Genomic DNA, 23,923 nt, shown 5'->3' on the forward strand with positions numbered 1-23,923 from the left:
GGTCTTCCTCTAAACTGAGCGCCATGACACAAAAGAAAACCGCATGCCGACATCTTTGCTATTCAATTCTTATCGCAGGCTACTTCCTAGCGACAACTTTCGCGCAAGGGGCAGACAACCTTTCACCACAATTACGAAAGTCCTGCGACCGCTTATATGACTTACAAATATTCCTGAAAGAGTTTGAGGCGACAAAAGAACATATTCCAGCTACCTCAACAAAAGAGAGCCATATGCAGGCTGATTGTTCTCACGAAGCACTCAACCTTCCCGCGCTTCAAGAGCTTGAAAAACAGGCTGCCATATTGGGAAGCACCCTAAACAAATATTACGGTATCGGAAGCGGATGGCGGGATATAGGACATGCACTAAAATGGATAAAACTTAAAGCAAGATACCACCCCACCTTACCTCTGGCGGAAATGCAAATAACGCCCCGCTCATCAGAGGATACCAAGAAATACATTGAAAATAGAAATCGTGATGAATACGTCCAAAAACAGCTTGAGGGACGCCCTTTGAGTGAAGAACAAATCATCCTCTTTGAGGAAGTGCGCAACAAAGCTATCAATGCCCTAAGCCATATATTCACGAAAGACGGCAATATCCCAAAGACCAGCGCAAATAAACGCGCGACGGAAATAGTTGATACGATTTCCTATATCCTAATTCAGGGAATGTAATATTTTCAGCCGTTACGTCTGTTTGCCGGGCGGTCTTTCTTTTGCTTCGCACCGCTAACGCCATCAACATCATTCTTGTCGGAAGCATTGTCGTTTGTCGGCGGCTGTGCAGCGATGCGGTCTTCAACCATATAGCTGGCGCTGACTTTGGTGGCACAGGAGTCGAATTCCAGCACCCAGGGGGAGGCGTTTTTCACTTTTGCCCGTTGTTCATGATAGGTTTCCGGCGTCGCCTCACCCGCCAGCAATTTAAAGGCGCGGACAACATTGGAATGGCAAACCACCATCACCGTCTTGCCGTCTTCCAGCAACGGTTTTAACTCGCGGTCGTAAAATTCCTCCAGACGTTTCTGCACATCCGCGGCGCTTTCACCGCCCGGAAAAGCCTGCGCATATTGGCGGTCAAAGGCGATAATATCAGGGTCGGTCTTGTAATGCCGTCCGGTAAAATCACCGGTATCCTGCTCCATAATGTCGTAATCCTGATGCACATTCCATGTGCCGTCCTCATTTTTCAAATGTGCGGTGGCGGCATCATCCATATGGTCCAAAATCAGCTCCGCCGTTTTAAAGGCGCGGTCCAGCGGCGAGGCATAAACCTTGTCCACATGTGTTGCAGCAAGCAGTTTCCCCGCGCCGCGCGCCTGTTCTTCGCCTTTTTCGGTCAGAGGCACATTTTTCTGCCCCGTCATTTTCTTTGCGGCGTTATAGCCGGTTTGACCGTGACGCAGAACAATCAGCGTGCCTTTTTTCTTTTCCGTCATTTTGTATTACCTTTCAAATTCTTCTTATTCTTATGTCTTTATTCTTAATCATTATAAAGCGCACGGCCCAGCTTCGGATCGCGATAGCGAAACAGGCTTTCATCAGGCAAATGAATGTTACTATGCGATTCCCACAAGGCGATACTTGTCGTCAGCCCCTGTGCATCATGAATAACCCAGCTGACCAGCTGCATCGGCTTTTGCCGGAAGATCAGCGTCAGATTCCCCGCCCCCGGATCGGCTGTCTGCGTCAGCGTCACTTCCAGCGTTTTATCTTCCGCCATCATGCCTTCCGTGATATCCAGAATTTTGATGTCGCCGGACAGGCGGATATTCTCGCGCAAAATAAAATCAGCCAGCGAATTGCCGATGGCCGTGCTGGACTGGTTTTCCATCTCCGCATCATAGAAATAGATAAACAAGCCGTCTGCGACGATAAAATCCTCGATCGGCGGGTCATATTCAAACCGCATCTTGCCCGGGCGCTGCAGATAAAACACGCCCGAGGTTTTCTCGCCATTCGGCGCCGTCTGGGTAAAATGCGCCTTCATGGTTTTCAGATCGCGCAGATATTTTTCAATCTTGCTGACGGTTTTCAGCCGTTCCTCCGCAGGATGCGGCGCGGCCTGCACCGCGTTAAGCGGAAGCGCGACGGAAAAAACCGCCGTTAAAACGAGAATGGAAAAAAAACGCGTTAAAGCAGACAAAAACTGTCGCATTCACTTATCACCCTGCGATATGTTACCGTTAAACATGCGGTGAAAATCCTAACACATTTTTTTTCATATTGGGGAATTTTTTTGACAAAAGCGCTGAAAATTATCTTTATGGGCACGCCCGATTTTGCCGTTCCCGCACTGGAAGCCATTGTAAAAGCGGGACATAATGTCATTGCCGTTTACAGCCAGCCGCCGCGTCCGGCAGGGCGCGGAAAAAAGCCGCAGCTCTCCGCCGTGCATCAATATGCCGCAGAAAACGGCCTGAAAGTGCTGACGCCGGAAAATTTCAAATCCGCCGCCGCACGGGAGGAATTTCAGGCGCTGAATGCCGATATCGCCGTGGTCGCCGCCTATGGGCTGATTCTGCCCACCGCCATTTTAAATGCGCCGCGTCTGGGCTGTATCAATATCCATGCCTCACTACTGCCGCGCTGGCGCGGTGCCGCTCCCATCCAGCGCGCCATTCTGGCAGGTGATGCAAAAAGCGGCGTTGCCATTATGCAGATGGAAAAAGGGCTGGATACAGGCCCCGTTCTGATGATGGAAAGCACACCGATTACGCCCGAAACGACGGCCACATCTTTGCATGACGCGCTTGCCGCTATCGGCAGTGATCTAGCCATCAAAACCCTTGCCGCTTTCGCAGAGGACAAACCGCCCAAACCCATCCCGCAAGCGGAACTGGGCGGCGACACCTGTTACGCATCCATGCTGACGCGGGAAGAAGGCAAAATCGACTGGTCGGAAACAGCGGATGTCTTAGAGCGCAAAATCCGCGCCCTTACCCCGTGGCCGGGCGTCTGGTGCCTGTACGCGCACGGAACAAAACGCCTGAAAATCCACGCCGCAACTGTTGCCACAGCGCAACCCGCCGTCCCCGGCACAATATTGGATAAAAATCTGACCGTGGCCTGCGGCAAAGGCACCGCCCTAACCCTAGCCTCCGTCCAGCCCGAAGGCAAAAAAGCCATGGACGGTGCCAGCTTCCTGAATGGTGGTACGGTCAGTATTGGCGACACTTTTGACTGAGAAGAAACTTTTAACGCTCTATTTGTTTCTCCATTGCCATGGTGGCGTTGGATTTGGCGCGTGCCATAACCCAATTTTTTTTGATTTAGCCCATCTCTCCAATTGATTCAGCTTGCCTTGCCTGTCTTTAGGTAAATGATTGTAGAATCTACGCATAACCCAAGCATGACCCAAAGTAACCATCCTTTCATTCACGTTCAGCCAATCATTTTTATTTTTATCAAAAACGTAAATTGTCGCCAGAGTTCTTCCATAAACATCTATTCCATGTTCTTCAATATGTACTCTTTGTCCACCGATAAGTTTAATAAGGCCATATTTGGCTGCATCCCCCCAATATTGTCCGTCTTCGGGGCAGTCTATAGCATCTAGCCGAATTGTGATTTTTCTCCACCTCTTAGACACAATCACTGTATCTCCGTCGACAACGTATAAAACCCCAGCGCGCGGCAGACGATTTATTTTACCTTTTATGAGATTACCGCTTAGTGCTTTCTTTGTTGAAGCAACGCGGATATTGGAGGGTTTCCTACGTTTACGATAGTAAGCCGACTTATTGGTGGTTACCGAAAGAATAAATCTAAAAATAAAAGCCACTATGCGCAAGACTTATCAACCCTCCAGCATCTGCACAAAACGCTCCATCAGCTTTTTGCGGCCTGCATTGTCAAAACGGATATCCAGCTTATTGCCTTCTACGCCGATCACCGTACCTTTGCCGAAATTGTCATGGGTCACGCGGCTGCCCAGCGCAATCCCCGCCTCGCTGCGTTTTTTCGATGGTTGTACATCAATCACAGCACTCGCCTCCGGAACGGAGGAGCGCGGCACGTAAAACTGCGTTTCGCGGCGGCTTTGATGGCTGTAATAAACGCCGCTATCGGAATGCGCTTCGACCAGTTCTTCCGGCAATTCACCTAAGAAACGCGAAGGGATGGCTGATGACCAGTTGCCGTAGACCATACGGTTCTGTGCATGGAAAATATACAGATTTTTCCGCGCCCGCGTCAGCCCGACATAGGCAAGGCGGCGCTCTTCCTCCAGCCCCGCCATGCCGTTTTCATCCAATGTGCGCTGGCTGGGGAACACGCCTTCCTCCCATCCCGGCAGGAAAACCGTGTCAAATTCCAGCCCCTTCGCCGCATGCAGGGTCATAATCGTCACCATATCCTGATGATTATTCTGCTGCATTTCCATGACCAGCGCGACATGTTCCAGAAAACCGCCGATATTTTCAAATTCGCCAACGGCGGCAACCAGCTCTTTCAGGTTTTCCAGCCTGCCGGGTGCTTCAACGGATTTATCCTGCTTCCACATTTCGATATAGCCGGATTCCTCCAGAATAATCCCTGCCAGCTCAGAAGGCGGCAACTCCGCCAGCTGCGCACGCCAGCGCAGAAAATCCTGCATCAGCCCTGACAGCACATGTTTCAGCTTTGGACGCAGAATATCCGTCTGGACAATACGCAGGCAGCCTTCAAACAGCGATAACCGGTTTTGCCGCGCAAAACTATGCAGGCTTTCCAGCGCCGCAGGGCCAACGCCGCGTTTGGGTGTATTGATAATGCGCTCAAAGGCCAGATCATCGGAAGGCTGCATCACCAGCCGGAAATAGGCAATCGCATCGCGGATTTCCATACGCTCGTAAAAGCGCGGCCCGCCGATCACACGATAGGGAAGGCCGATGGTCATAAAGCGTTCCTCGAACTCCCGTGTTTGATAACCCGCCCGCACCAGCACGGCGATTTCGTTCAAACGGTGCTTGCGCCGCTGCAGATTTTCAATTTCCTCACCGATTTCGGCGGCTTCCTGCGGGCCGTCCCAGACCTGACGGAGATTGATCTTCTCCCCCGCTTCGCTGGCACTCCACAGTTTTTTGCCCATCCGTCCGGCATTATGGGCGATCACGGCATTCGCCGCCTGCAGAATTTCGGGAGTGGAGCGGTAATTCTGTTCCAAACGCACGATTTTCGCCTGCGGAAAATCTTCTTCAAAACGCAGAATATTGCCGATATCCGCACCGCGCCAGCCATAGATTGACTGGTCATCATCACCGACGCAGCAGATATTCTTATGTTTCTGCGCCAACAGCCGCAGCCATAAATATTGCGCCGTATTGGTATCCTGATATTCATCCACCAGAATATAGCGGAACTGGTCCTGATACAGCCGCAGAATATCGCTGTTTTTCGGATTTTTAAAAATTGTAATCATATGCAGCAGCAAATCACCGAAATCACAGGCATTCAACGCAAGCAGCCGCTCTTGATACAGCTTGTATAATTTCGGCATTTTACCATCGACCAGCCCGCCTGCCTCGTCACGTCCGATATCTTCGGGGCGCAAAGCGCGGTTTTTCCAGCCGTCGATAACACCTGCCATCATGCGCGGCGGGTGTTTTTTCACATCCACACCCTCGGCAATGGCGATCTGTTTCATCAGCCGCATCTGGTCATCCGTGTCCAGAATGGTGAAATTACCGTTTTCAAGCTCCGCCCGTTCCGCATGGCGGCGCAGCATCCGTGCCGCCAGCGAATGGAACGTGCCGATCCACCAGCCTTCAACGGGGCGTCCGTCCAGAAGCTGTGACACGCGTTCCCGCATTTCCTGCGCCGCTTTATTGGTAAAAGTCACCGCCAGTATCTGATGCGGCTGCGCCGTGCCTGTTCTTAAAAGATGCCCCAGCCTTGTCGTAAGAACGCGGGTTTTACCCGTTCCTGCCCCGGCCAGCACCAGCAGCGGACCGTCCAGAGCCTCCACAGCCTGCCGCTGTTCAGGGTTCAGCGCCGCCAGATAAGGGAGGGCGGCAGGGTTGCTTTTCTGTTCCGTTTTTTGTTCCGCGGGGGTAGCCGGCATGAATTTGTGCTTCCGTTGCTTATTAATAGGGGACAAGCCCTGTTTTTTTCTATATGATTTTCCTTGCACCTATTCTAGGTAATGCTAACATCCTTATAAAGTCTAAAATACTCTTCAGCAGGAAAACGGAGGCTAAATTAATGAACAAACTGAAACATTTTACATGGGTGCTGGCGCTCACCCTGTTGCTCACAGGTTGTGGCACGAAAAAAGACGAAGTCGATACAGGCCTTGGCGTTGACGAACGTCCGCCGGTGACAGGGTTTGAAGACGGCGCATCTATGGACGGCGTCGAGCAAAGCGGCATTATGCCCGGCACACAGCAGGATCTGGTTGTCAATGTCGGCGACCGCGTCTTCTTTGATTACGACCAGTACACGCTGCGCTCTGATGCCCGTGAAACCATCGAGCGTCAGGCAACATGGCTGAAACAGCACGGTCACCTGACTTTCGTGATTGAAGGCCATTGTGACGAACGCGGCACGCGTGAATACAACCTTGCGCTGGGCGAACGCCGTGCGCAGGCCGTACGGAACTACCTTGTCGCGCTGGGAATTGAGCCGAGCCGTGTTCAGGTTATCTCCTACGGTAAGGAACGTCCCGCCGCTTTGGGTGCAAACCCGAATGCATGGGCACAAAACCGCCGCGGCGTTATCGTTATCAAATAACGGCACAACGGAAAAAATGATAAACCATGACGGTTCACAGCAAAAAACCAGCAAATAGCACGGCGCTAAGATTTCTTGGCACCTGCCTTTGTACGGGCTTTGTTTCTGTGGCTGTCATGGCTTTTCCTCTCAAAGCCTCCGCACAATCCTCCGCCCTTCCCGATGACCAGATTCAAAACCGCGTCCAGTATCTGGAACGGCAGGTGCAAACACTCAGCCGTGCCGTCTATCGCGGTGAAAAACCGCCCGCCGCAGCAGATAATGCAATGGGTGGCGATGCCCAGACCATGACGCAGATCGAAGTCCGCCTGTCTTATCTGGAAGAGCAAATTCAGCATCTGACAGGGCGGTTGGAAGAATACGGTTATCAAATCCGTACCATGGAAAACCGCATTGACACGCTGGAAGACCAGCTGAAAAACCGGCCCGTAATTTCACCGCCGGCACATACCGGCACATTGCCGCCCCGTTACGGCACGGCCGCTCCCGGCGCCGTCGGCGGGCATTCCGGTTACGGGCAGGAACCTTATGTTTCCGGCAATAATAATGTCACAAGTGACAGCCGCCCGCCGCTGGTTTCACCGCCCACGCAGCCGATCCTGACCATTCCGCAGCATGGCGGCGGAACGGAAGTTTTAAATACCATGCCTCCCGGCGCACAGGCGCTGGGCGTATTGCGTGTCACGGATAACGAAGCGGCACCGCAAACAGCGCCGCAGGATACGCCGGAAAAAGCCTATGAAAGTGCTTTTGCGCAAATTCGCGACCATAAATACAAGGAAGCCGCTACGTCCTTCACACAGTTCCTGCAGCAATATCCCGATCATAACCTTGCCGCCAATGCGCAATACTGGCTGTCGGAAACTTTTTATGTGCGCGGCGAATATACGGAAGCCGCCCGCCAATTTGCCAGAGGCTATCAGAAATATCCGAAAAGCACGAAAACCGCCGATAATCTGCTAAAACTCGGCCTGTCGCTGGCGCGCAGTGACAAAACACAGGAAGCCTGTCTGACCTTCACACAGCTGCAGCAGGAATTCGCGGGCAAGGCTGATGATATCGTCAGCCGCAGCAAGCAGGAACAAAAACGCCTCGGCTGTGAGTAATAGCATGAAAACCGTCAAAAAACATAACAACCGCAGTGATATCAGCGGGGTTTCCGCAGCGGAATTTGCCGCCGCCGTCACAGAACTCTTTCCTGAAAATACACTGCCGGAAAAAATCGCCATCGGTGTTTCCGGCGGCGCGGACAGTATGGCGCTAACATTATTACTGGCGGATTACGCCAAAGAAACGGGGCGGCAGCTCACCGCACTGACGGTCAACCACAATCTGCGCGCCGCAGCAAAAGACGAAGCCGCACAGACGGCACACATTCTCAAAAAACGCGGCATTCCCTGCCATATTCTGGACTGGCAGCCGACTGCGCAAAAAACCGCCATACAAAAACGCGCCCGCGACGCACGTTACCGTTTGATGACGGAATATTGCCGCGAAAACAATATTCCGGTGCTGTTTTTAGCCCATCATGCCGGCGATCAGGCCGAAACTTTCTGGATGCGCCTGCAGGCCGGCAGCGGTATTGACGGGCTGGCCTGTATGGAGAAACTGCGGCGTGAGCCGGAAAGCGGTATTCTTATCGCCCGCCCGCTGCTGAATTTTGAAAAAGACGATCTTAAAGCCGTCTGTACGGATCACGGCACAGGCTGGATCGAAGACCCGTCCAATACCGCCCCGCAATATCTGCGCAGCCGTATCCGCAAGACACTGGCGCAGATGCCGTCGGAAAAAATCAAAATCCTGCAAACTGTTGCCCTGTTCGGCAGGCTGCGTGAGAAGCTCCGCCGTGAAACCGCTGCCGCCACGCTGGATTGCGCCATTTTCTATCCCGAAGCCTATGCCGCGCTTCACCGCAATGTCTGGCAGGGCTATCCTGCCGAAATCCGCCGCCGCATTTTGCAAAATATCGTGCGGGATCTTGCCGGAAAGCCGTACCCGCCTCGCACGCGTACGGTTGATAACGCGCTGGAAAATCTTGAGAATATTCCCGATCACGGCGTTTTTACCTTTGGCGGCTGTATTTTTGAACGGCAGGGCGACACGGTCTTTATCTGCCGCGAGGCTGCCGCCACACGCCCCGAAAGCGTCACAAAAACCGCTTTCCTGTTTGGACGCTGCTTCCGCATAGAATTGCCCTTCCTGCCGGAAAAGCCGCTTTTCTGTAATGTTCTGGGTACGCGCGGGCTCTCTTTCCTGCCTGCGGCGCAGCGGAAAAATTTTGCAAAAAAATACAAATCCCTGCCGCGATTCGCACGGCAGGCGCTGCCTGTTCTGGAATCTGCGGACGGAATTGCCGCCGTGCCGCATCTTGCATGGGCGAATTCTGCGGTTTTTGGTGAAAATCCGTCGATTTCCGTCCGGTTCCGCCCTCCCGAAGCGATTTTTGACGAAGATATAGAGATTGTTTAGAATTGCCGTGCTACTATAATAGTGACAAAGAAGCATGGCATAAAACGGCATAAAAACAGGAAAAGGACGCGGTACAAAGGTGGATCAAGACCCGAAAAATCAAAGAGACCCCGATGATAATGATAATTTCGGCCGGAATATGTTTTTCTGGCTGATCATCATCCTTTTACTGGTCGGTTTCTTCAATATGTTCCAGCAAAAACCCCAGCATCAGGGCGCATCCGCACCGGTTTCCTATTCCGATCTGATGTCGGATGCCGATTCAGGCAAAATTGCCGATGTCACCCTGCAAGGCGAGGAAATCTACGGACATTACACCGACGGACGCAGCTTCCTGAGCTATCTGCCGCCGGGAACGGATATTGTCAGCCGTCTTGAAAAAACGCCTGTCCGCATTAACGCCAAACCGAAACCGACGGAAAAGCCGACACTGTGGAGCATTCTGATCTCATGGTTCCCGATGCTGCTTTTGATCGGGGTCTGGGTGTTTTTCATGCGCCAGATGCACGGTTCCAGCGGCAAAGCAATGGGCTTCGGCAAATCCAAGGCCAAATTACTGACGGAGCGCTCGGGACGCGTCACTTTTGACGATGTTGCCGGTATTGACGAGGCCAAGGCCGAGCTGGAGGAAATCGTCGAGTTTCTGAAAGACCCGCGTAAATTCCAGCGGCTTGGCGGGAAAATTCCCAAAGGCGCGCTGCTGGTCGGTCCGCCCGGTACGGGTAAAACCCTTGTCGCCCGCGCCGTTGCGGGGGAGGCAAATGTGCCTTTCTTTACAATTTCCGGTTCCGATTTTGTCGAAATGTTTGTCGGTGTCGGTGCCAGCCGTGTCCGTGATATGTTTGAACAGGGCAAGCGCAACGCCCCCTGCATCATCTTTATTGACGAGATTGATGCCGTTGGCCGCCACCGCGGTGCCGGTCTTGGCGGCGGAAATGATGAACGCGAACAGACGCTGAACCAGCTGCTGGTGGAAATGGACGGTTTCGAGGCCAATGAAGGCGTGATCCTGATTGCCGCCACCAACCGCCCCGATGTTCTTGACCCCGCGCTGCTGCGTCCGGGCCGTTTTGACCGCCAGATTGTTGTGCCGAATCCGGATATCGACGGGCGCGAAAAAATTCTGAAAGTGCATATGCGCAAAGTCCCGATGGCTGCCGATGTCGAAGCCCGCATCATTGCCCGCGGCACACCCGGATTTTCCGGTGCCGATCTCGCCAATCTGGTGAATGAGGCCGCACTGCTGGCCGCACGCCGCGGCAAACAGGTTGTCGGTATGGCGGAATTTGAAGATGCCAAAGACAAAGTGATGATGGGGTCCGAGCGCCGCTCTATGGCAATGACGGAGGACGAGAAAAAACTCACCGCCTTCCACGAAGCCGGACATGCCGTTGTTGCCCTGCACGAACCGGCCTCCGACCCGATACACAAGGCCACGATTATTCCGCGCGGCCGCGCTTTGGGGATGGTGATGCGCCTGCCGGAGGGCGACCGTATCTCGATGTCGCGGGACAAGTTGCTCGCCGATCTCGCCGTATCAATGGGCGGACGTATTGCCGAGGAAATGATTTTCGGCCATGGCAAAGTCACAACCGGCGCGTCGTCGGATATTAAAATGGCCACCGATATCGCCCGCCGTATGGTGACCGAATGGGGCATGAGCGATGAAATCGGCCCCTTGAATTACGGCGACGGCGGTCAGGAAGTCTTCCTTGGTTATTCCATGGGACGCGACAGCAAAGTTATTTCCGAAGAAAAAGCCAATAAGATCGATTCGGAAATCCACCGCATTGTCACCGAATCCTATACCCGCGCCCACAAGACGCTGACCAAATACAAAAAATCCCTGCATGCCGTTGCAGAGGCGCTTTTGGAATTTGAAACGCTGAACGGGCAGGAAATTCAGGATGCGGCCGATGGTAAAAAAATCAAACGCATCAATGCCTCTGTTAGCGCCAAGAAAAAAGCCGGACGGAAAAAACAAGGCTCCGTTCCGACAGGCGGCGGCGTTGATCTTGGCAGTTCCATCGAACCTCAAAGCACTTAGGAAAAGACTCCACCGCGCATGATCCCTTTTGCTCTGGCTATTCACGGCGGTGCGGGTACGATCACAAAAGAGATCGACCCCGCCCCCTATCTTGCCGTGTTACATGAGGCGCTGGATGCGGGCTATGCCGTATTGTCACGGCAGGGCAGCGCGATTGATGCCGTTGCCGCCGCCGTGCTGATACTGGAGGATTTCCCGCTTTACAATGCCGGACGCGGCGCCGTTTATAACCATGACACCCGGCATGAACTTGATGCCGCCGTGATGGATGGGGCAAACCGCAAAGCCGGCGCTATCGGCGGCGCGACAAAAATCCGCAATCCCGTACTGGCAGCGCGCGCCGTGATGGAACATTCCCCGCATGTGCTGCTGACAGGCGATGGCGCAAATCATTTCGCCGCCGAACACGGGCTGAAAATAGTGGAAAATGCCTGGTTTAATACCGACCACCGTCTAAAACAGCTGCATCAGGCACAGCAGAAGAACAAAATCCAGCTCGATTTTTCTGATGATGAGGAAGAACCCGCGATGGGGACCGTCGGCGCCGTTGCGCTGGATGTAAACGGCAATCTTGCTGCCGCCACCTCAACAGGCGGGCTGACCAATAAAGCCGTGGGGCGCGTTGGTGATACACCAATCATCGGTGCGGGAACCTATGCTGAAAACGGGGTTTGCGCCATTTCCGCGACGGGAACGGGGGATGAGATTATCCGTATCGTGATGGCGCATGACATCGCCGCCCGTATGAAATATCTGAACGAGAACATCGAAACCGCCTCCGCGCACGCGCTGGAACAATTAAAATCTCTAAACGGTGATGGCGGGCTGATTGCCGTCACACAGGAGGGCAAAATCCACATGCCCTTCATCAGCCGCGGCATGTTCCGCGGCAGCCGCAGCGCCGCCGACACCGAAAACTTTGCCGCGATTTTCTAATCCTGCTGCGTTTTTTTCGCCTTGCGTTTCACGGTCTTGCGCGCGGTTTTGACGGCGGCGGTTTTAAGAACCTTTGCGGCTTTCTTTCCTGCGGCGCGGGTTTTCTCTTTTATCACGCGGTAACGCGGGTCAATCCGGCTGATAAAGCCTGCCGTCATGGCGGTTGAGGACGGTACGAAATCCTCCGTCCGCTTCGGCGCGGCGCGGATTGTGCGGGCATAAAGCACGTAAATCAGCAACAGCGAGGTTAAAGCCGCAATTCCGTAGAACAGCGCCGATGTGCCGAAGCTTTCCATTACCAGCGCCGCCAGATAAGGTCCCGCCACCGCGCCAAGGCCGGAAACCAGCAAAATCGTCCCCGAAACCTGTACAAAATCTTTCGCCGCGACATGGTCATTGATATGGGCATTGCACAGCGCGCCCAAAGTCAGCAAAAAGCCGCCGAATAAGAACGCCGCAATCAAAAGCAGCCACAGCACCGCCGCGCCCGTCATTCCCATCACACACCCCGTTGCCGCCAGTCCTGCCGCGATCAACGCGATAACATTGCGGCGGTCGGTGCGGTCGGACAGCCAGCCCAACGGGTATTGCAACGCCATACCGCCAAACACGACAGCGGACATAAATCCGGCCAGCTGCGCGGTCGTCAATCCGGTCTGATAGGCGAATACAGGGCCCATCCCCCAGAAAGCGCCATTGGTCAAACCTGCCGTAAACGCGCCCGTTATTCCGACGGGAGAGATTTTCCACAGCGTCCCGATTTTCATGCGCAGGGTTTCCTGCAATTCAGGCGCGGGGGCACGTGTCAGCGCCACCGGAATCACGGCAACGGAAAACAACACCGATCCCAACACAAACAGATGAAAACCCGCCGGATCGGCCAGGTTCATCAATTGCTGCCCCAGACCGACCGATGCCAGATTGATCACCATATAAAGCGAGAACAGTTTGCCGCGGTTTTTGTTATCGGCGCGACCGTTCAGCCAGCTTTCGGTCACAAGATACAGTCCGGCAAGGCAGGCACCGGTGATGCCCCGCAGCAGCGCCCAGAAATAGGGGTCAATCCAGACGACATGCAGCAAGGCCGCCGCCGAAGCCAGCGAGGCCAGCGCCGCAAAAACACGGATATGTCCGACAAAACCGACCAGACGCGGCACGTAAAGCGCCCCGATAATATGCCCGATAAAGTAACCGGACATCAAAAAACCCGTCATACTTGTGGAAAAACCTTCGATCTGCGCCCGCACGCCGATCAGCGTCCCCTGCAAACCGTTTCCCAACAGCAGGAAAGCAATCCCCGCCATCAAAGCCGTAATGCTGCCGATAATATCGCGCATTGCCTTTAACCCCCTCTATTTCCTCCGGTTTTTCAGAGCCTGAAACACCGGACACACACCGTTTTTTATTCTTCTTTTTGTTTTTCTTGTTTTTATTCCAAATAAATAAATTTCAAGAATATGTCAAGAAAAATACACCGTAATAATGGTAAAGAGAGTATTTATTTACGCTGATTTCTGTTTACTTTCGGGGCGGGTGTTTTCAAAGGCGATACGCAGACCTTGCAGCACCAGATCGGGCAGGATTATGTCGAAAATGCCGCGTTCCCGATATAGCTGGGCGAAGCCGCCCGTGGCGACAACGGTGACGGGTTCGTTATTGAAGACCTCGGCCTTATAGCCTGCAATCACTTCCTTCATCGCGCCGAAATGGCCGTAATACAGCCCGCTTTGAATACATTCGCGCGTTGACTGCCCCAGATAGGTTGCGGGTTCTTCAATATCAACCTCCATCAGCCGCGCCGTATTCAGACGCAGGCTTTCCATCGCCACGCGCAGACCGGGCAGGATCACACCGCCCATAAAATCACTGCCGTTTTTCACCGCCACCAGCGTTGTCGCCGTACCCAGATCGACAACCACCAGATTTTTACCCGGAAACGCCGCCGCCGCGCCGATTGATCCTGCAATCAGATCCGCCCCGACTTCATTGGGGTTTTTATATTTGATATTGATGCCTGTTTTCACCCCCGCCTGCAGGATGAAATATTCCGCCTTGGGAAAATACTGCAAAAAAGCGTGACGAATGGTGAAATTCGCCCCCGGCACAACCGAGGCCAGCGCGATTGCCCGCACATCTCCATGCGGTATTTCGTTTTCACGCAGCAGATCACGCAGGAAAATCCCGAATTGATCCGCCGTACCGATCTGATGGGTGGCGTAACGGAAGCGCAGTTTCAGCTCCTCGCCGTCAAAAACCCCGCCGACAATATGCGTATTTCCGATATCAAGACACAGCAGCATGTTTTTCTTCCTTTTTACCGCATTCTGCGGGGATATTATCAATCAGGCGCACATCGCCCAACCATGCGGCGGCCAAGCGCCGCCCCCATTTTGTTTCCACATATTCGGGCTTAAATCCTGCTTTTTCAAGCTTTTTTACGATCTCCGCATCCGTCAGCGAAAAATCGGAAAGTAGGGCATAAAGCTGCGCCGCCTGCGCCTTTTCCTCTGCCGACAGGCGGTTGTTGCGGGAGCTCATGGCAAGCCCGCTTTCCGCGCGCCGTGTCGGGCAGGGAATAATCTCCGTATCCAGAAAGAAAGCCGCCGCCATTTTTCGCACCAGCAGCAATTGCTGAAAATCCTTTTCCCCGAAATAGGCGCGGTCGGCAGCGGCAATATTCAAAAGCTTCATCACCACCGTCAGCATGCCGGTAAAATGGCCGGGACGGAACTGCCCCTCCAGCACATTGGCATCTTCCGTTTCCGTGATTTGCAACGCATAGCCGTCAGGATAAATATCCTCCTCGGCGGGGTTCAGTACGTAGACACGGTTTTCCGCCCCTTCCAGAGCATCCAGCTTTGCGCAATCCTCCTTAAACGTACGGGCGTACGCCTCGTAATCCGATGCTTGATTAAACTGGGTCGGATTGACGAAAATACTGACCAGTACAAAATCATTTTCCGCCAGCGCCCGCCGCACGAGGTCAAGATGACCGTCATGCAGATTGCCCATTGTCGGTACAAAACCGAGCGTACCGTTCAGGTTTTTACGCTGTTTCTGCCAGTTTTTCGGCACCGAAACTATATGCGGCATCGGGGAAAACTCCTGTTTTAACCTCTTCAACATAGCTATCCAGTGCGCCTGTCACCAGATCAGCACCGTCAAGGAACTGTTTGACGAATTTCGGGCGGAAATCGGTATTCAGACCCAGCAGATCCTGGAAAACCAGTACCTGACCATCCGTATCCGCACCGGCGCCGATACCGATTGTGGCAATGCCGATTTCTTCGGTAATCTTTTTCGCCAGCGGCGCGGGAACGCATTCCAGCACCAGCGCAAAACAGCCCGCTTCTTCCAGCGCTTTTGCATCCTGCAGCAGTTGTTTTGCCGCTTTATCGGTTTTCCCCTGTACGCGGTATCCGCCCAGTTGATGCACAAATTGCGGCGTCAATCCGATATGGCCCATCACCGGCACGCCGCTATCAACCAGATGGCGGATAAAACCGACATTGCCGGATGTACCTTCCAGCTTCACCGCATGTGCGCCTGCCTGCATGATGGTCTGCACCGCCTCCATATTATCGGAGAGCGCTTTGCGGTATGATAAAAACGGCAGATCGCCGACAATAAATTTGTCTTTTGCACCGCGGGAAACCGCCGCCGTATGCAGCGCCATCATCTCCGTCGTAGCATTCACCGTTGTTTCAAAACCGTGCATCGTCATGGCAAGGCTGTCACCGACCAGAATACAATCCAGCGCCGTACGATTGACCAGAACCGCGCTGGTATAATCGTAACAGGTGACCATGGTGATTTTGTCACCTTTCTGTTTTTTCTTTCCGAAATCGAGAATGTTCAACATGCTTTTTCCTTTCTGTTTTGCGCCTCTGCGCCTTGTATATTTTGGTAAGTCTCTACAAAAACCTGATAGATATTCTGATACGCATCCCCCGATAATGCCGCCAGATTGCGGGCAATCGTCGCCTGATCACCACGTAGCAACGGCCCGGTCAGCGCATTTTCGCGATCACTGACAAGATTTTCCGTCTGTTGTTTCAGTAAGGGAAATGCGGCTTCGGCCGGAAGGTTGAAATCATTTTCAAAAGCATCAAACAGCTTTTGCCAAAGCAGACAGCTGTAATTTGCCGCCATCACGCAATGGGCGTGATAGGCCGCCTTCATGGCAGGGGCAAGCCGTGCATGGGGATTGGGCAGACCGGGTAGCAGTGTGGTGAAATCCGGCGCGGTATCGTCCAGAATGAAGAAAATTTCTTCATATTTTTCGCAGGCGTAAAGCCCCTGCCCAAAAGTCGTCAGCGGATGCGCGCCGCTGGCAAGTTCCGTCACCAGCGACCCTGAAAAATGGATTTTTTTGCCTTGTTTGCCGCCGAGATGGTCGCGGATAAAGCTTTCAATGGCGTCATCACGGATCAACACCAGAATGCGCTGCGCATCGCCAAGCTCTTCTAGGGGAAGACCACGATGCCAATGGGAAACGGAAATACCGAGAAGGGAAAAATAATGCAAAAAATGCCGCGCGACGCGGCCATTGCCGATAATCAGATATTGCGGTACTTGTCCCATGGATCAAGTCCTCTTTGCAAAATGCAGGCTTTATTTAAGATAGCCTTGATGTTAAACCGGTGCGCGCTTATCAAAGATAAGTCACGCCTGATACAAGGCATCATACGCCCGCAAATGGCGGCGAGTCAAACAGAATCGGCATCTTTACGGAAAATCTTGCTGTACAGAGAGGTCAAAAGAGCCAGCCCCCATAGCGCCGGAATATGCAGCAGACGCATTCCCCAATAGAAAAGCGGTGTAAAAAGCGCCCATGACGCAACCAGCAGCGCAAAAGCCGTGCCGCCGACCAGAATATCCGTTGCCCAATGCCCGCCGCCGACCAGACGCGGCATGACCAAAACAGGCGCAAGAGCCAGCGCCGCCAACCCCCATTTCCGCCCTGCCAGCCCCCAGAGCAGCGGAATAAACAGGAAGGCGGCATTGGCATGGTCACTGGGGAAACAGCTGCTTGATTTGGTTTTGACCCACAAATCGCCCAGCACACCATGCATATCGAAAAACGGCTCCAGATCAACAGAGGGGCTGGCGCGGTCAAATTCTCCGATACCGAGCTTGCGGCGCAGAAATACCGATAACAGCAGATAAATCCCTAAAAAAGCGATCCCCGCACCGCGCCATGCCAGCGTGCCTTTACGACCGAAAAAAGCGTAAAGCAGCAGAATAACCACCAGCGCCGCACCTGACAGCGCGTCAAATATACGGGTATTGGCAAAAGCCATAACGGATTGCCACCACCCCGCCTCTGCAACGGAACCGTTCAAAAGGAAGAACACCTGCCTGTCCAGCGCATCCCAATAAGGGCGCACAGGGCTGTAGGATGTCCAGCTGGAGATAATTACCGAAGCCGCCCCGTAACACACAACCAGACGCCGCCAATGCCACGCCCTTGTGATATGGGGAAATATCTCTGCAGGGAATTCTTTCCCTTCAGCTTTTCCGGCAGTTTTTTCTTCCATTGTGACCGTCCCGGCAATGATTTTAGACTCGCCCGCAGGCAGGGCAATATATTATAACGGAACCCTGCTTGCAATCTTTTGAGAGAAGGACAGAATTTTCACCATGCTGGACTCCCGCATCAGGCCGCTGATCGACCCGCCCTTAAACGCTGCCGCGCGGCAATTGGCGAAAACAGGTATGTCTCCCAATGCGCTGACATTCACGGGTTTCTGTTTCGGGCTTTGCGCTTTTGCCGCGCTTGCCGTGCAGGCTTACCCCGCCGCCGCACTGCTGGTCGGTATAAACCGGCTTTTCGACGGGCTGGACGGCGCTGTCGCACGGGCGGAAAATCGCGTCTCCGATCTCGGCGGCTTTCTCGATATCGTCACGGATTTCATCTTTTACGCCGGTATCGTGTTCTTTTTTGCCGTCGGACAGCCCGAGACGGCGCTTGCCGCCGCCTTCCTGATTTTCAGCTTTATCGGATCGGGCGTCAGTTTTCTCGGCTATGCCGTTATTGCAGCCAAACGCGACATCACAACCGAAAAACAGGGGCGAAAATCCTTTTTCTATATCGGCGGCTTGATGGAAGGCACGGAAACCGTCATCGCACTTTTACTGATTTGTCTGCTGCCGCAATATTTTACGGTCACCGCCATTCTCTTCGGCACGGCCTGCTGGCTGACGGCACTGGGAAGAGTCTTGCAGGCTTTTCGTGATCTGGGTTAAAATTCCTCTGTCCATCCTGCGCAGAATTACTATAATGAAGCCGTTCAAAACAAATCAAAAGCAGCAAAGGCATTGTCATGGCACCCACTTATAAACGCGTCCTTCTGAAACTTTCCGGCGAGGCGCTGATGGGCGACGGCGAATATGGTCTTGATCCGGTCACCGTCAAACGCGTCGCTCTTGATATTCAGGAAGCCGTCAAGCTTGGGACGCAAGTCTGTATCGTTATCGGGGCCGGAAATATTTTCCGCGGCGTCTCCGGCGCTTCGGAAGGCATGGACCGCGCCACTGCCGATTATATGGGGATGCTGGCCACCGTCATCAACTGTCTGGCGCTGCAAAATGCGCTGGAACAGATCGGCGTTGATACGCGGGTGCAATCGGCCATTCCGATGTCATCGGTTTGCGAACCCTATATCCGCCGCCGCGCCATCCGCCACACGGAAAAAGGCCGTGTTGTTATTTTCGGCGCCGGTACGGGCAATCCGTTTTTTACAACCGATACCGCCGCCGCGCTGCGCGCTTCCGAAATGGGCTGTGACGCCATTTTAAAAGGCACGAAAGTGGACGGTGTTTACACAGCCGATCCGGAAAAAGACAAGACGGCAACACGTTTTGAACATCTGACCCATCATGACGTCCTGTCCAAGGATTTGCGCGTTATGGATGCGGCGGCGATTTCGCTGGCGCGGGAAAGCCATATTCCGGTGATCGTCTTTTCGATTGCCGAGGCCGGCTCCTTCGCCCGCGTCCTGAAAGGTCAGGGTGCTTTCACCATCGTCGACGACCGTCTGGGCGAAAAAAAACACGCGACTGAAACAAGAGAGGTACAAAATGGCTGATTTTGACATGAAGGATATCGAGCGCCGCATGGAAGGCGCATATGACTCACTGAACAAGGATCTGGGCGGGCTGCGTACAGGCCGCGCCTCGACCGCACTTCTCGACAATGTCACGGTCGAAGCCTATGGCAGCCGGATGCCCATCAACCAGGTCGGCACGGTCGGCGCCCCCGAAGCACGTCTCCTGACCGTACAGGTCTGGGACGGCGGATTGGTAAAAGCCGTTGAAAAAGGTATCGCCAATGCCGGTCTGGGACTGAACCCGCAATCCGACGGTAATCTGATTCGCGTTCCGCTTCCCGATCTGTCTGAGGAACGCCGCAAAGAGCTTGTAAAAGTTGCCGCACAATATGCCGAACAGGCACGTACAGCCGTACGCAATGTCCGCCGTGACGGCATGGAAGCCGCCCGCGATCTTGAAAAAGCCGGAGATATTTCCGAAGACGAGAAAAAACGTCTGGAAGGCGACGTGCAGAAAGCAACCGATAAATGGGTCGGGAAAATCGACGAGACCCTTGCCGATAAAGAAAAAGATATTCTACAGGTTTAAAAACCGGCAGTATTTATCAGCAATTCGGCCAGTACAGTATCGCACCGGGCTGGATGTGAATATTTTCAATATGTCCGGCCTTGTCTTTGGCCTCATTAATCATATACATCTGCATGGTTTCCGTGCGTGCCGTATACTGCCCGCTATTATCTTCTCCCGCCCATGCACCGACAATCAACAGATTTTCGCCTTCCACTTCGTAGGCTGGTGGCGGAGGAATGCTGGCCCGGCGTATGACGCGCCGTATTTGTCGGGTCGCGGTAAATAACACCGTATTTCGCGTATTCAACCTTGCCCTCAATACGAAACACGAACATTTCCTCCATATCCATATTGAGGCTTTTTGCCGTTTCCTCAATGAAGTCATTGACTTCATCCATGCCGAATAATTCCCGTTCAATCGGAATTTCCTGCCAGATCTGACTGCGACCGTAAGCGAGAAAAACGGCTTTCAAATCATCACGTTCTTCCACAACGGGTTTATCCGGCCCCGGAACGGCAATATAAGATTTTCCGTTATAAAAGACGATATCCCCCTGCAGCAGATTAACCTGACCATATCCGTAGACATCGCCTTCACTCAGACCGTTTTTAAGAGAGACTTTTCCATCGGTTTTTCCGCTACGGAACATATATTGGCGGCTGCCGTCTACACGGAAGGTACAGCTCATCAATGATTGTGCGCCTACCTCTCTGACCGACAAATGCAATGATGCGGCCAGAATCAGCCCGCCTGTCATGACAACAACGGGCATACCGACCCCGCATAACCGAAAAAATCTTCCTAAAATACCCATTTTCTCCCCAAAAACCTGTTTTTTTCTTTTTTACATCATCTCATTATATCAGAAAAAGACAAAAAAAACATTTCCCTGCCGAAACCACGCATATCTGTGAAAAATACTGGACTTTTATGTAATGTTATGCGATAAAATTCGTGCTTTCTTAAAAATTGCAAAATCTTTAAACCGGAACAGACAGGTCTTGAGAAAAAATATGTTGAACCGCCCGCTGAAATACAATTTTTGTTGTTGTTGAATTTCGGATATCCCCGCGAACCGCTTTGTGGTCCGATGCGCGGCGGCAGGACATATTTAAAGACCATTGGTGATAACGTCTGAGACGGAAAGTGCTTTAAATCACCGCGGAATTGTTTCTTTTTTCTTCCCGCCCCGCGTTTTATGAAACACTTGAAATACAGAAACAATTTTGGAGAAAAAAAATGACAGTTGTAAGCTTTGCCAACATGGAAACGGAAGACACCGCAATGACTGCCCCTTCCCCCTTTTCCGACAGAAACAAGATTTTCGATACCGTATTGGATGCCATCGGCTCGACACCGATGGTGCGCATCAACCGGCTGTTTTCGGAATTTCCCGGCGCGGAAGTTCTGGCAAAGCTGGAATATATGAATCCGGGCGGGTCAATGAAAGACCGCATCGGCATGAAAATGATCGAACTTGCGGAAAAAGAAGGCCGCATCAAACCGGGTGACACATTGGTGGAACCGACCAGCGGCAATACCGGCATCGGCCTTGCACAGGCGGCTGCGGTGAAAGGCTATAAGCTGATTATCACCATGCCGATGAAAATGAGCGAGGAAAAACGCCGTCTGTTGAAAGCCTATGGTGCGGAGCTGATTTTGACCCCGACCGAATATGCTTTCGATCATCCGGAAGGCTATATTGAAATCGCCAAAAAACTGGCGCGTGAAAACGACCATATCCATCTTCTGAACCAATATATCAATACCGGCAATCCGACCGCCCATTACGAAGGCACAGGGCCGGAAATCTGGGAACAGACGGATGGCAAGCTGGATTATTTCATCAGCGGTATGGGTACCGGCGGCACAATTTCCGGCGTCTCGCATTTCCTGAAAGAAAAAAATCCGCAAATTCAAATTATCGGCGTCGATCCCGACGGCTCGATTTATACCGGCAAAGCCGACAAACCCTATCATGTCGAAGGGATCGGTTATGATTTTTACCCCGATGTTTTCGATACCGGCAGCGTTGATAAAATGTACCGTATCAGCGACAAGGAAAGCTTTGCCGAAGTCCGCCGTCTGGCGAAAGAGGAAGGCATCCTTGCCGGCGGTTCGACCGGAACGGTTCTGGCCGGACTGCGCCGTCTGTTGACGGAGCTGGATCAGGAAGGAAAAGCCGATAATATCCGCATCGTCATGATGGTGCATGATAACGGCCGCAGCTATCTCAGCAAAATCTATAATGATGACTGGATGGCCGAGCACGGCTTTCTGAATGAGGGAGAATAATCATGGCAAAACTAAGAACCAAAGCCATTCATTCCGGGCAGCATCCCGACCCCGTCACCGGTGCCGTTATCACGCCGCTGTACCAGACCACGACTTTCGCGCAGGAAGCGCCGGGCGTCCATAAAGGATACGAATATTCCCGCAGCGGTAATCCGACCCGTACGGTACTGGAAACCGTTCTGGCCGATATGGAAGGCGGCGCGCACGGCTTTTGCTTTGCCAGCGGTTCGGCGGCACTCGCAACTCTGATGATGGCGCTGCTGCGCCCGGGCGATCATGTGATTGTCGGCGATGACGTCTATGGCGGCACCTATCGTTTTCTGACGAAAGTGCTGAAAAATTTCGGTGTCACGATGGATTTTGTTGACCTGTCGGGCAGTGCCGATATTGCGCCTTTTATCAAAGACAGTACAAAAATGGTCTTTCTGGAAACGCCGACCAATCCGCTCTTGAAGCTGACGGATCTGGAATCTGTGATCAAAACGGCAAAACAGCATAAACTGACGGCCGTGGTTGATAACACTTTTGCCACGCCGTATTTGCAGCAGCCGCTTGCGCTGGGCGCCGATATTGTGATGCACAGCACAACGAAATATATCGGCGGGCACAGTGATGTTGTCGGCGGTGCGTTGATTTTGAAAGATGATACTTATCGCGAGCAGATCGCCTTCAACCAGAACTCCATCGGCGCAACCCCCGACCCCTTCGCCTGCTGGCTGACGCTGCGCGGCGTCAAAACGCTGGGTGTCCGTATGGAGGCACATTGCAAGAATGCGCTGGAAATCGCTGAATTTCTGGAAGCGCATCCGCAAGTGGAGGATGTCATCTATCCGGGTCTGCCGTCACATCCGCAGCATGATCTTGCCAAAAAACAAATGCAGGGCTATGGCGGTATGATTTCGCTGCGCGTCAAAGGCGGCACGGCGGAGGCCAATGTCTTCCTGACCGGGCTGCAATATTTTACGCTGGCGGAAAGTCTTGGCGGCATTGAGTCCCTCTCCGAAATTCCGGCGATTATGACCCATGCCTCCATCGAACCGGAGATCCGCGCGCAGCTCGGCATCACCGATAATCTTGTCCGGCTCTCGGTCGGTATCGAGGATGTCGCGGATTTGAAGGCCGATCTGGACCAGGCACTCACAAATACGTCATCAACAAAGAAAACCGCCGCAGCCTAAACTTTCAGGCCGTCTGTTTTTTTGTGAATATCAGCGCGGCTGCACAGAAAGCCGCCGCTGATGTATAGATGTCGAATGGCAGATTCAGGACAAAACCGGTATAGACCTCCACTCCCAGCGCCGCCAGCGGAATCAGTGCCATCAGCAGTGCCGTCTTCCGTTTCTTGACGGTCAAAAGCAGCCCGACGGTAAACAGCGCCGTCGGTCCCGGCGCCGTTCCGGCAAAACGCAAATCGCTATTTGCAAGACCTGTCAGTTTTTCCACCAGCGGATAACCGACCAGCGCCAGCACGACAAAAAGCAGACCCAGCGCCGCCGCCAAAGATTTCTCCAGACGGAAATCCAGCTTTCCCATCACAACCCCAACCGCCAGAAACAAGACGGCCTGCATAAGAAAGAAAAAACCATAGACCGGCCCCATAAAATTCAGCGGTGTAAAATACACCATATGAAACACGCCGCCCGTCCACATCCAGAATAAAGCCAATATGGCGGAGATCGCCCACCCGCCGATATTTTCAGGTTTCAACAGGCATAATAACGCCAGCAGCGCCCCGCATATCATCACCCAGGGGGCGGGGTGAATACCTGTATTATAATTGTGGAATAAAGCCGTCAGAGCATCATGGGTAAAAGGCAGCATCAAAAATTCCTT

General features: G+C 53.0%; 25 protein-coding genes. 12 read left to right on the forward strand and 13 right to left on the reverse strand.

The genetic code is table 11. From position 1 onward, the window contains the following. The first annotated feature begins 23 nt into the window (after positions 1-23). Positions 24-683 carry a hypothetical protein gene (locus HND56_11590; protein QKK06289.1) on the forward strand — a complete coding sequence of 220 codons (660 nt, stop codon included), beginning with the start codon at positions 24-26 and terminating at the stop codon, positions 681-683. Between the two features lie 5 nt (positions 684-688). Here the strand turns inward: HND56_11590 and HND56_11595 are convergent, their stop codons facing one another. After that, positions 689-1,447 (reverse strand): histidine phosphatase family protein, encoded by a 759-nt coding sequence (locus HND56_11595; protein QKK06290.1) that lies wholly within the window; start codon positions 1,445-1,447, stop codon positions 689-691. Positions 1,448-1,491: 44 nt separating this feature from the next. Further along, entirely contained in the window at positions 1,492-2,166 is a 675-nt protein-coding gene (locus HND56_11600) for an outer membrane lipoprotein carrier protein LolA (protein QKK06291.1), read from the reverse strand. 93 nt (positions 2,167-2,259) lie between these two features. Here HND56_11600 and HND56_11605 point away from each other — a divergent pair, with 93 nt between their 5' ends. Continuing rightward, the gene (locus HND56_11605) at positions 2,260-3,195 is read left to right on the forward strand and encodes a methionyl-tRNA formyltransferase (protein ID QKK06642.1); all 936 of its coding nucleotides are present in this window, start codon (positions 2,260-2,262) and stop codon (positions 3,193-3,195) included. 18 nt (positions 3,196-3,213) lie between these two features. Here the strand turns inward: HND56_11605 and HND56_11610 are convergent, their stop codons facing one another. Further along, positions 3,214-3,792, reverse strand: a complete 579-nt coding sequence (locus HND56_11610) for a hypothetical protein (GenBank protein ID QKK06292.1) — start codon at positions 3,790-3,792, stop codon at positions 3,214-3,216. A 15-nt stretch (positions 3,793-3,807) separates the two neighbouring features. After that, positions 3,808-6,051: a UvrD-helicase domain-containing protein gene (locus HND56_11615; protein ID QKK06293.1), complete on the reverse strand. Its 2,244-nt coding sequence runs from the start codon at positions 6,049-6,051 to the stop codon at positions 3,808-3,810. A gap of 281 nt (positions 6,052-6,332) precedes the next feature. On the opposite strand from HND56_11615, the gene pal reads away from it, so the two are divergent. The 5 genes from pal (at position 6,333) to HND56_11640 (ending at position 12,171) form a co-directional block, all read left to right on the forward strand. Beyond that, positions 6,333-6,719 (forward strand): peptidoglycan-associated lipoprotein Pal, encoded by a 387-nt coding sequence (gene pal, locus HND56_11620; protein ID QKK06643.1) that lies wholly within the window; start codon positions 6,333-6,335, stop codon positions 6,717-6,719. A gap of 116 nt (positions 6,720-6,835) precedes the next feature. After that, a complete protein-coding gene (ybgF, locus tag HND56_11625) occupies positions 6,836-7,825 on the forward strand; it encodes a tol-pal system protein YbgF (protein ID QKK06294.1) in 990 nt (329 codons plus the stop codon). Between the two features lie 4 nt (positions 7,826-7,829). Further along, positions 7,830-9,188 carry a tRNA lysidine(34) synthetase TilS gene (gene tilS, locus HND56_11630; GenBank protein QKK06295.1) on the forward strand — a complete coding sequence of 453 codons (1,359 nt, stop codon included), beginning with the start codon at positions 7,830-7,832 and terminating at the stop codon, positions 9,186-9,188. Positions 9,189-9,327: 139 nt separating this feature from the next. After that, positions 9,328-11,235 (forward strand): ATP-dependent metallopeptidase FtsH/Yme1/Tma family protein, encoded by a 1,908-nt coding sequence (locus HND56_11635; protein QKK06644.1) that lies wholly within the window; start codon positions 9,328-9,330, stop codon positions 11,233-11,235. An 18-nt stretch (positions 11,236-11,253) separates the two neighbouring features. Further along, positions 11,254-12,171, forward strand: a complete 918-nt coding sequence (locus tag HND56_11640) for an isoaspartyl peptidase/L-asparaginase (GenBank protein ID QKK06296.1) — start codon at positions 11,254-11,256, stop codon at positions 12,169-12,171. Here HND56_11640 and HND56_11645 read toward each other — a convergent pair. The 6 genes from HND56_11645 to HND56_11670 all read right to left on the reverse strand — a co-directional run bounded on the left by HND56_11645 (position 12,168) and on the right by HND56_11670 (position 17,711). Then, positions 12,168-13,508: an MFS transporter gene (locus HND56_11645; GenBank protein QKK06297.1), complete on the reverse strand. Its 1,341-nt coding sequence runs from the start codon at positions 13,506-13,508 to the stop codon at positions 12,168-12,170. The genes HND56_11640 and HND56_11645 overlap by 4 nt on opposite strands. A 165-nt stretch (positions 13,509-13,673) precedes the next feature. Then, positions 13,674-14,471, reverse strand: a complete 798-nt coding sequence (locus HND56_11650; GenBank protein QKK06298.1) for a type III pantothenate kinase — start codon at positions 14,469-14,471, stop codon at positions 13,674-13,676. Then, on the reverse strand, positions 14,455-15,264 hold the full coding sequence (panC, locus tag HND56_11655; protein ID QKK06299.1) for a pantoate--beta-alanine ligase: 810 nt from the start codon (positions 15,262-15,264) through the stop codon (positions 14,455-14,457). Before panC ends, HND56_11650 begins: the two co-directional genes overlap by 17 nt. Further along, positions 15,218-16,033, reverse strand: coding sequence for a 3-methyl-2-oxobutanoate hydroxymethyltransferase (gene panB / locus HND56_11660; GenBank protein QKK06300.1), 816 nt, complete (start codon positions 16,031-16,033; stop codon positions 15,218-15,220). Before panB ends, panC begins: the two co-directional genes overlap by 47 nt. Next, entirely contained in the window at positions 16,027-16,755 is a 729-nt protein-coding gene (locus HND56_11665; protein QKK06301.1) for a DUF2520 domain-containing protein, read from the reverse strand. Before HND56_11665 ends, panB begins: the two co-directional genes overlap by 7 nt. 125 nt (positions 16,756-16,880) lie before the next feature. Next, positions 16,881-17,711 carry a phosphatase PAP2 family protein gene (locus HND56_11670; protein QKK06302.1) on the reverse strand — a complete coding sequence of 277 codons (831 nt, stop codon included), beginning with the start codon at positions 17,709-17,711 and terminating at the stop codon, positions 16,881-16,883. A 103-nt stretch (positions 17,712-17,814) separates the two neighbouring features. Here HND56_11670 and HND56_11675 point away from each other — a divergent pair, with 103 nt between their 5' ends. The 3 genes from HND56_11675 (at position 17,815) to frr (ending at position 19,812) form a co-directional block, all read left to right on the forward strand. Continuing rightward, the gene (locus HND56_11675) at positions 17,815-18,420 is read left to right on the forward strand and encodes a CDP-alcohol phosphatidyltransferase family protein (protein ID QKK06303.1); all 606 of its coding nucleotides are present in this window, start codon (positions 17,815-17,817) and stop codon (positions 18,418-18,420) included. Positions 18,421-18,497: 77 nt separating this feature from the next. Continuing rightward, positions 18,498-19,262 carry a UMP kinase gene (locus tag HND56_11680; GenBank protein ID QKK06304.1) on the forward strand — a complete coding sequence of 255 codons (765 nt, stop codon included), beginning with the start codon at positions 18,498-18,500 and terminating at the stop codon, positions 19,260-19,262. Further along, on the forward strand, positions 19,255-19,812 hold the full coding sequence (gene frr / locus HND56_11685; GenBank protein ID QKK06305.1) for a ribosome recycling factor: 558 nt from the start codon (positions 19,255-19,257) through the stop codon (positions 19,810-19,812). The genes HND56_11680 and frr overlap by 8 nt, the downstream gene beginning before the upstream one ends. Before the next feature lie 16 nt (positions 19,813-19,828). Here the strand turns inward: frr and HND56_11690 are convergent, their stop codons facing one another. Both HND56_11690 and HND56_11695 read right to left on the reverse strand, forming a co-directional pair. Next, positions 19,829-19,990, reverse strand: coding sequence for a hypothetical protein (locus HND56_11690; protein ID QKK06306.1), 162 nt, complete (start codon positions 19,988-19,990; stop codon positions 19,829-19,831). Continuing rightward, complete coding sequence (locus HND56_11695) at positions 19,959-20,567, reverse strand: hypothetical protein (protein QKK06307.1); 609 nt, start codon at positions 20,565-20,567, stop codon at positions 19,959-19,961. The genes HND56_11690 and HND56_11695 overlap by 32 nt, the downstream gene beginning before the upstream one ends. A 467-nt stretch (positions 20,568-21,034) precedes the next feature. On the opposite strand from HND56_11695, the gene HND56_11700 reads away from it, so the two are divergent. Next, entirely contained in the window at positions 21,035-22,090 is a 1,056-nt protein-coding gene (locus tag HND56_11700) for a cysteine synthase family protein (GenBank protein QKK06308.1), read from the forward strand. Between the two features lie 2 nt (positions 22,091-22,092). Continuing rightward, positions 22,093-23,268 carry a cystathionine gamma-synthase gene (locus HND56_11705; GenBank protein QKK06309.1) on the forward strand — a complete coding sequence of 392 codons (1,176 nt, stop codon included), beginning with the start codon at positions 22,093-22,095 and terminating at the stop codon, positions 23,266-23,268. A gap of 4 nt (positions 23,269-23,272) precedes the next feature. On the opposite strand, the gene HND56_11710 is transcribed toward HND56_11705, so the two are convergent. Next, a complete protein-coding gene (locus tag HND56_11710) occupies positions 23,273-23,911 on the reverse strand; it encodes a hypothetical protein (GenBank protein QKK06310.1) in 639 nt (212 codons plus the stop codon). Positions 23,912-23,923 lie beyond the last annotated feature (12 nt).

This window comes from Pseudomonadota bacterium (genome assembly GCA_013285465.1).
In the GTDB taxonomy this organism is placed as follows: domain Bacteria; phylum Pseudomonadota; class Alphaproteobacteria; order Micavibrionales; family CSBR16-224; genus CSBR16-224.

Coding starts and splice junctions, on each gene's coding strand:
- HND56_11595 (QKK06290.1), bottom strand. CDS start 1,447: ATGACGGAAAAGAAAAAAGGCACGCTGATTGTTCTGCGTCACGGTCAA.
- panC (QKK06299.1), bottom strand. CDS start 15,264: ATGCCGCATATAGTTTCGGTGCCGAAAAACTGGCAGAAACAGCGTAAA.
- HND56_11650 (QKK06298.1), bottom strand. CDS start 14,471: ATGCTGCTGTGTCTTGATATCGGAAATACGCATATTGTCGGCGGGGTT.
- HND56_11665 (QKK06301.1), bottom strand. CDS start 16,755: ATGGGACAAGTACCGCAATATCTGATTATCGGCAATGGCCGCGTCGCG.
- HND56_11710 (QKK06310.1), bottom strand. CDS start 23,911: ATGCTGCCTTTTACCCATGATGCTCTGACGGCTTTATTCCACAATTAT.
- HND56_11600 (QKK06291.1), bottom strand. CDS start 2,166: ATGCGACAGTTTTTGTCTGCTTTAACGCGTTTTTTTTCCATTCTCGTT.
- HND56_11695 (QKK06307.1), bottom strand. CDS start 20,567: ATGCCCGTTGTTGTCATGACAGGCGGGCTGATTCTGGCCGCATCATTG.
- panB (QKK06300.1), bottom strand. CDS start 16,033: ATGTTGAACATTCTCGATTTCGGAAAGAAAAAACAGAAAGGTGACAAA.
- HND56_11590 (QKK06289.1), top strand. CDS start 24: ATGACACAAAAGAAAACCGCATGCCGACATCTTTGCTATTCAATTCTT.
- ybgF (QKK06294.1), top strand. CDS start 6,836: ATGGCTTTTCCTCTCAAAGCCTCCGCACAATCCTCCGCCCTTCCCGAT.
- pal (QKK06643.1), top strand. CDS start 6,333: ATGGACGGCGTCGAGCAAAGCGGCATTATGCCCGGCACACAGCAGGAT.
- HND56_11705 (QKK06309.1), top strand. CDS start 22,093: ATGGCAAAACTAAGAACCAAAGCCATTCATTCCGGGCAGCATCCCGAC.
- HND56_11675 (QKK06303.1), top strand. CDS start 17,815: ATGCTGGACTCCCGCATCAGGCCGCTGATCGACCCGCCCTTAAACGCT.
- HND56_11670 (QKK06302.1), bottom strand. CDS start 17,711: ATGGAAGAAAAAACTGCCGGAAAAGCTGAAGGGAAAGAATTCCCTGCA.
- HND56_11645 (QKK06297.1), bottom strand. CDS start 13,508: ATGCGCGATATTATCGGCAGCATTACGGCTTTGATGGCGGGGATTGCT.
- HND56_11700 (QKK06308.1), top strand. CDS start 21,035: ATGACAGTTGTAAGCTTTGCCAACATGGAAACGGAAGACACCGCAATG.
- tilS (QKK06295.1), top strand. CDS start 7,830: ATGAAAACCGTCAAAAAACATAACAACCGCAGTGATATCAGCGGGGTT.
- HND56_11640 (QKK06296.1), top strand. CDS start 11,254: ATGATCCCTTTTGCTCTGGCTATTCACGGCGGTGCGGGTACGATCACA.
- HND56_11680 (QKK06304.1), top strand. CDS start 18,498: ATGGCACCCACTTATAAACGCGTCCTTCTGAAACTTTCCGGCGAGGCG.
- frr (QKK06305.1), top strand. CDS start 19,255: ATGGCTGATTTTGACATGAAGGATATCGAGCGCCGCATGGAAGGCGCA.
- HND56_11615 (QKK06293.1), bottom strand. CDS start 6,051: ATGCCGGCTACCCCCGCGGAACAAAAAACGGAACAGAAAAGCAACCCT.
- HND56_11635 (QKK06644.1), top strand. CDS start 9,328: ATGTTTTTCTGGCTGATCATCATCCTTTTACTGGTCGGTTTCTTCAAT.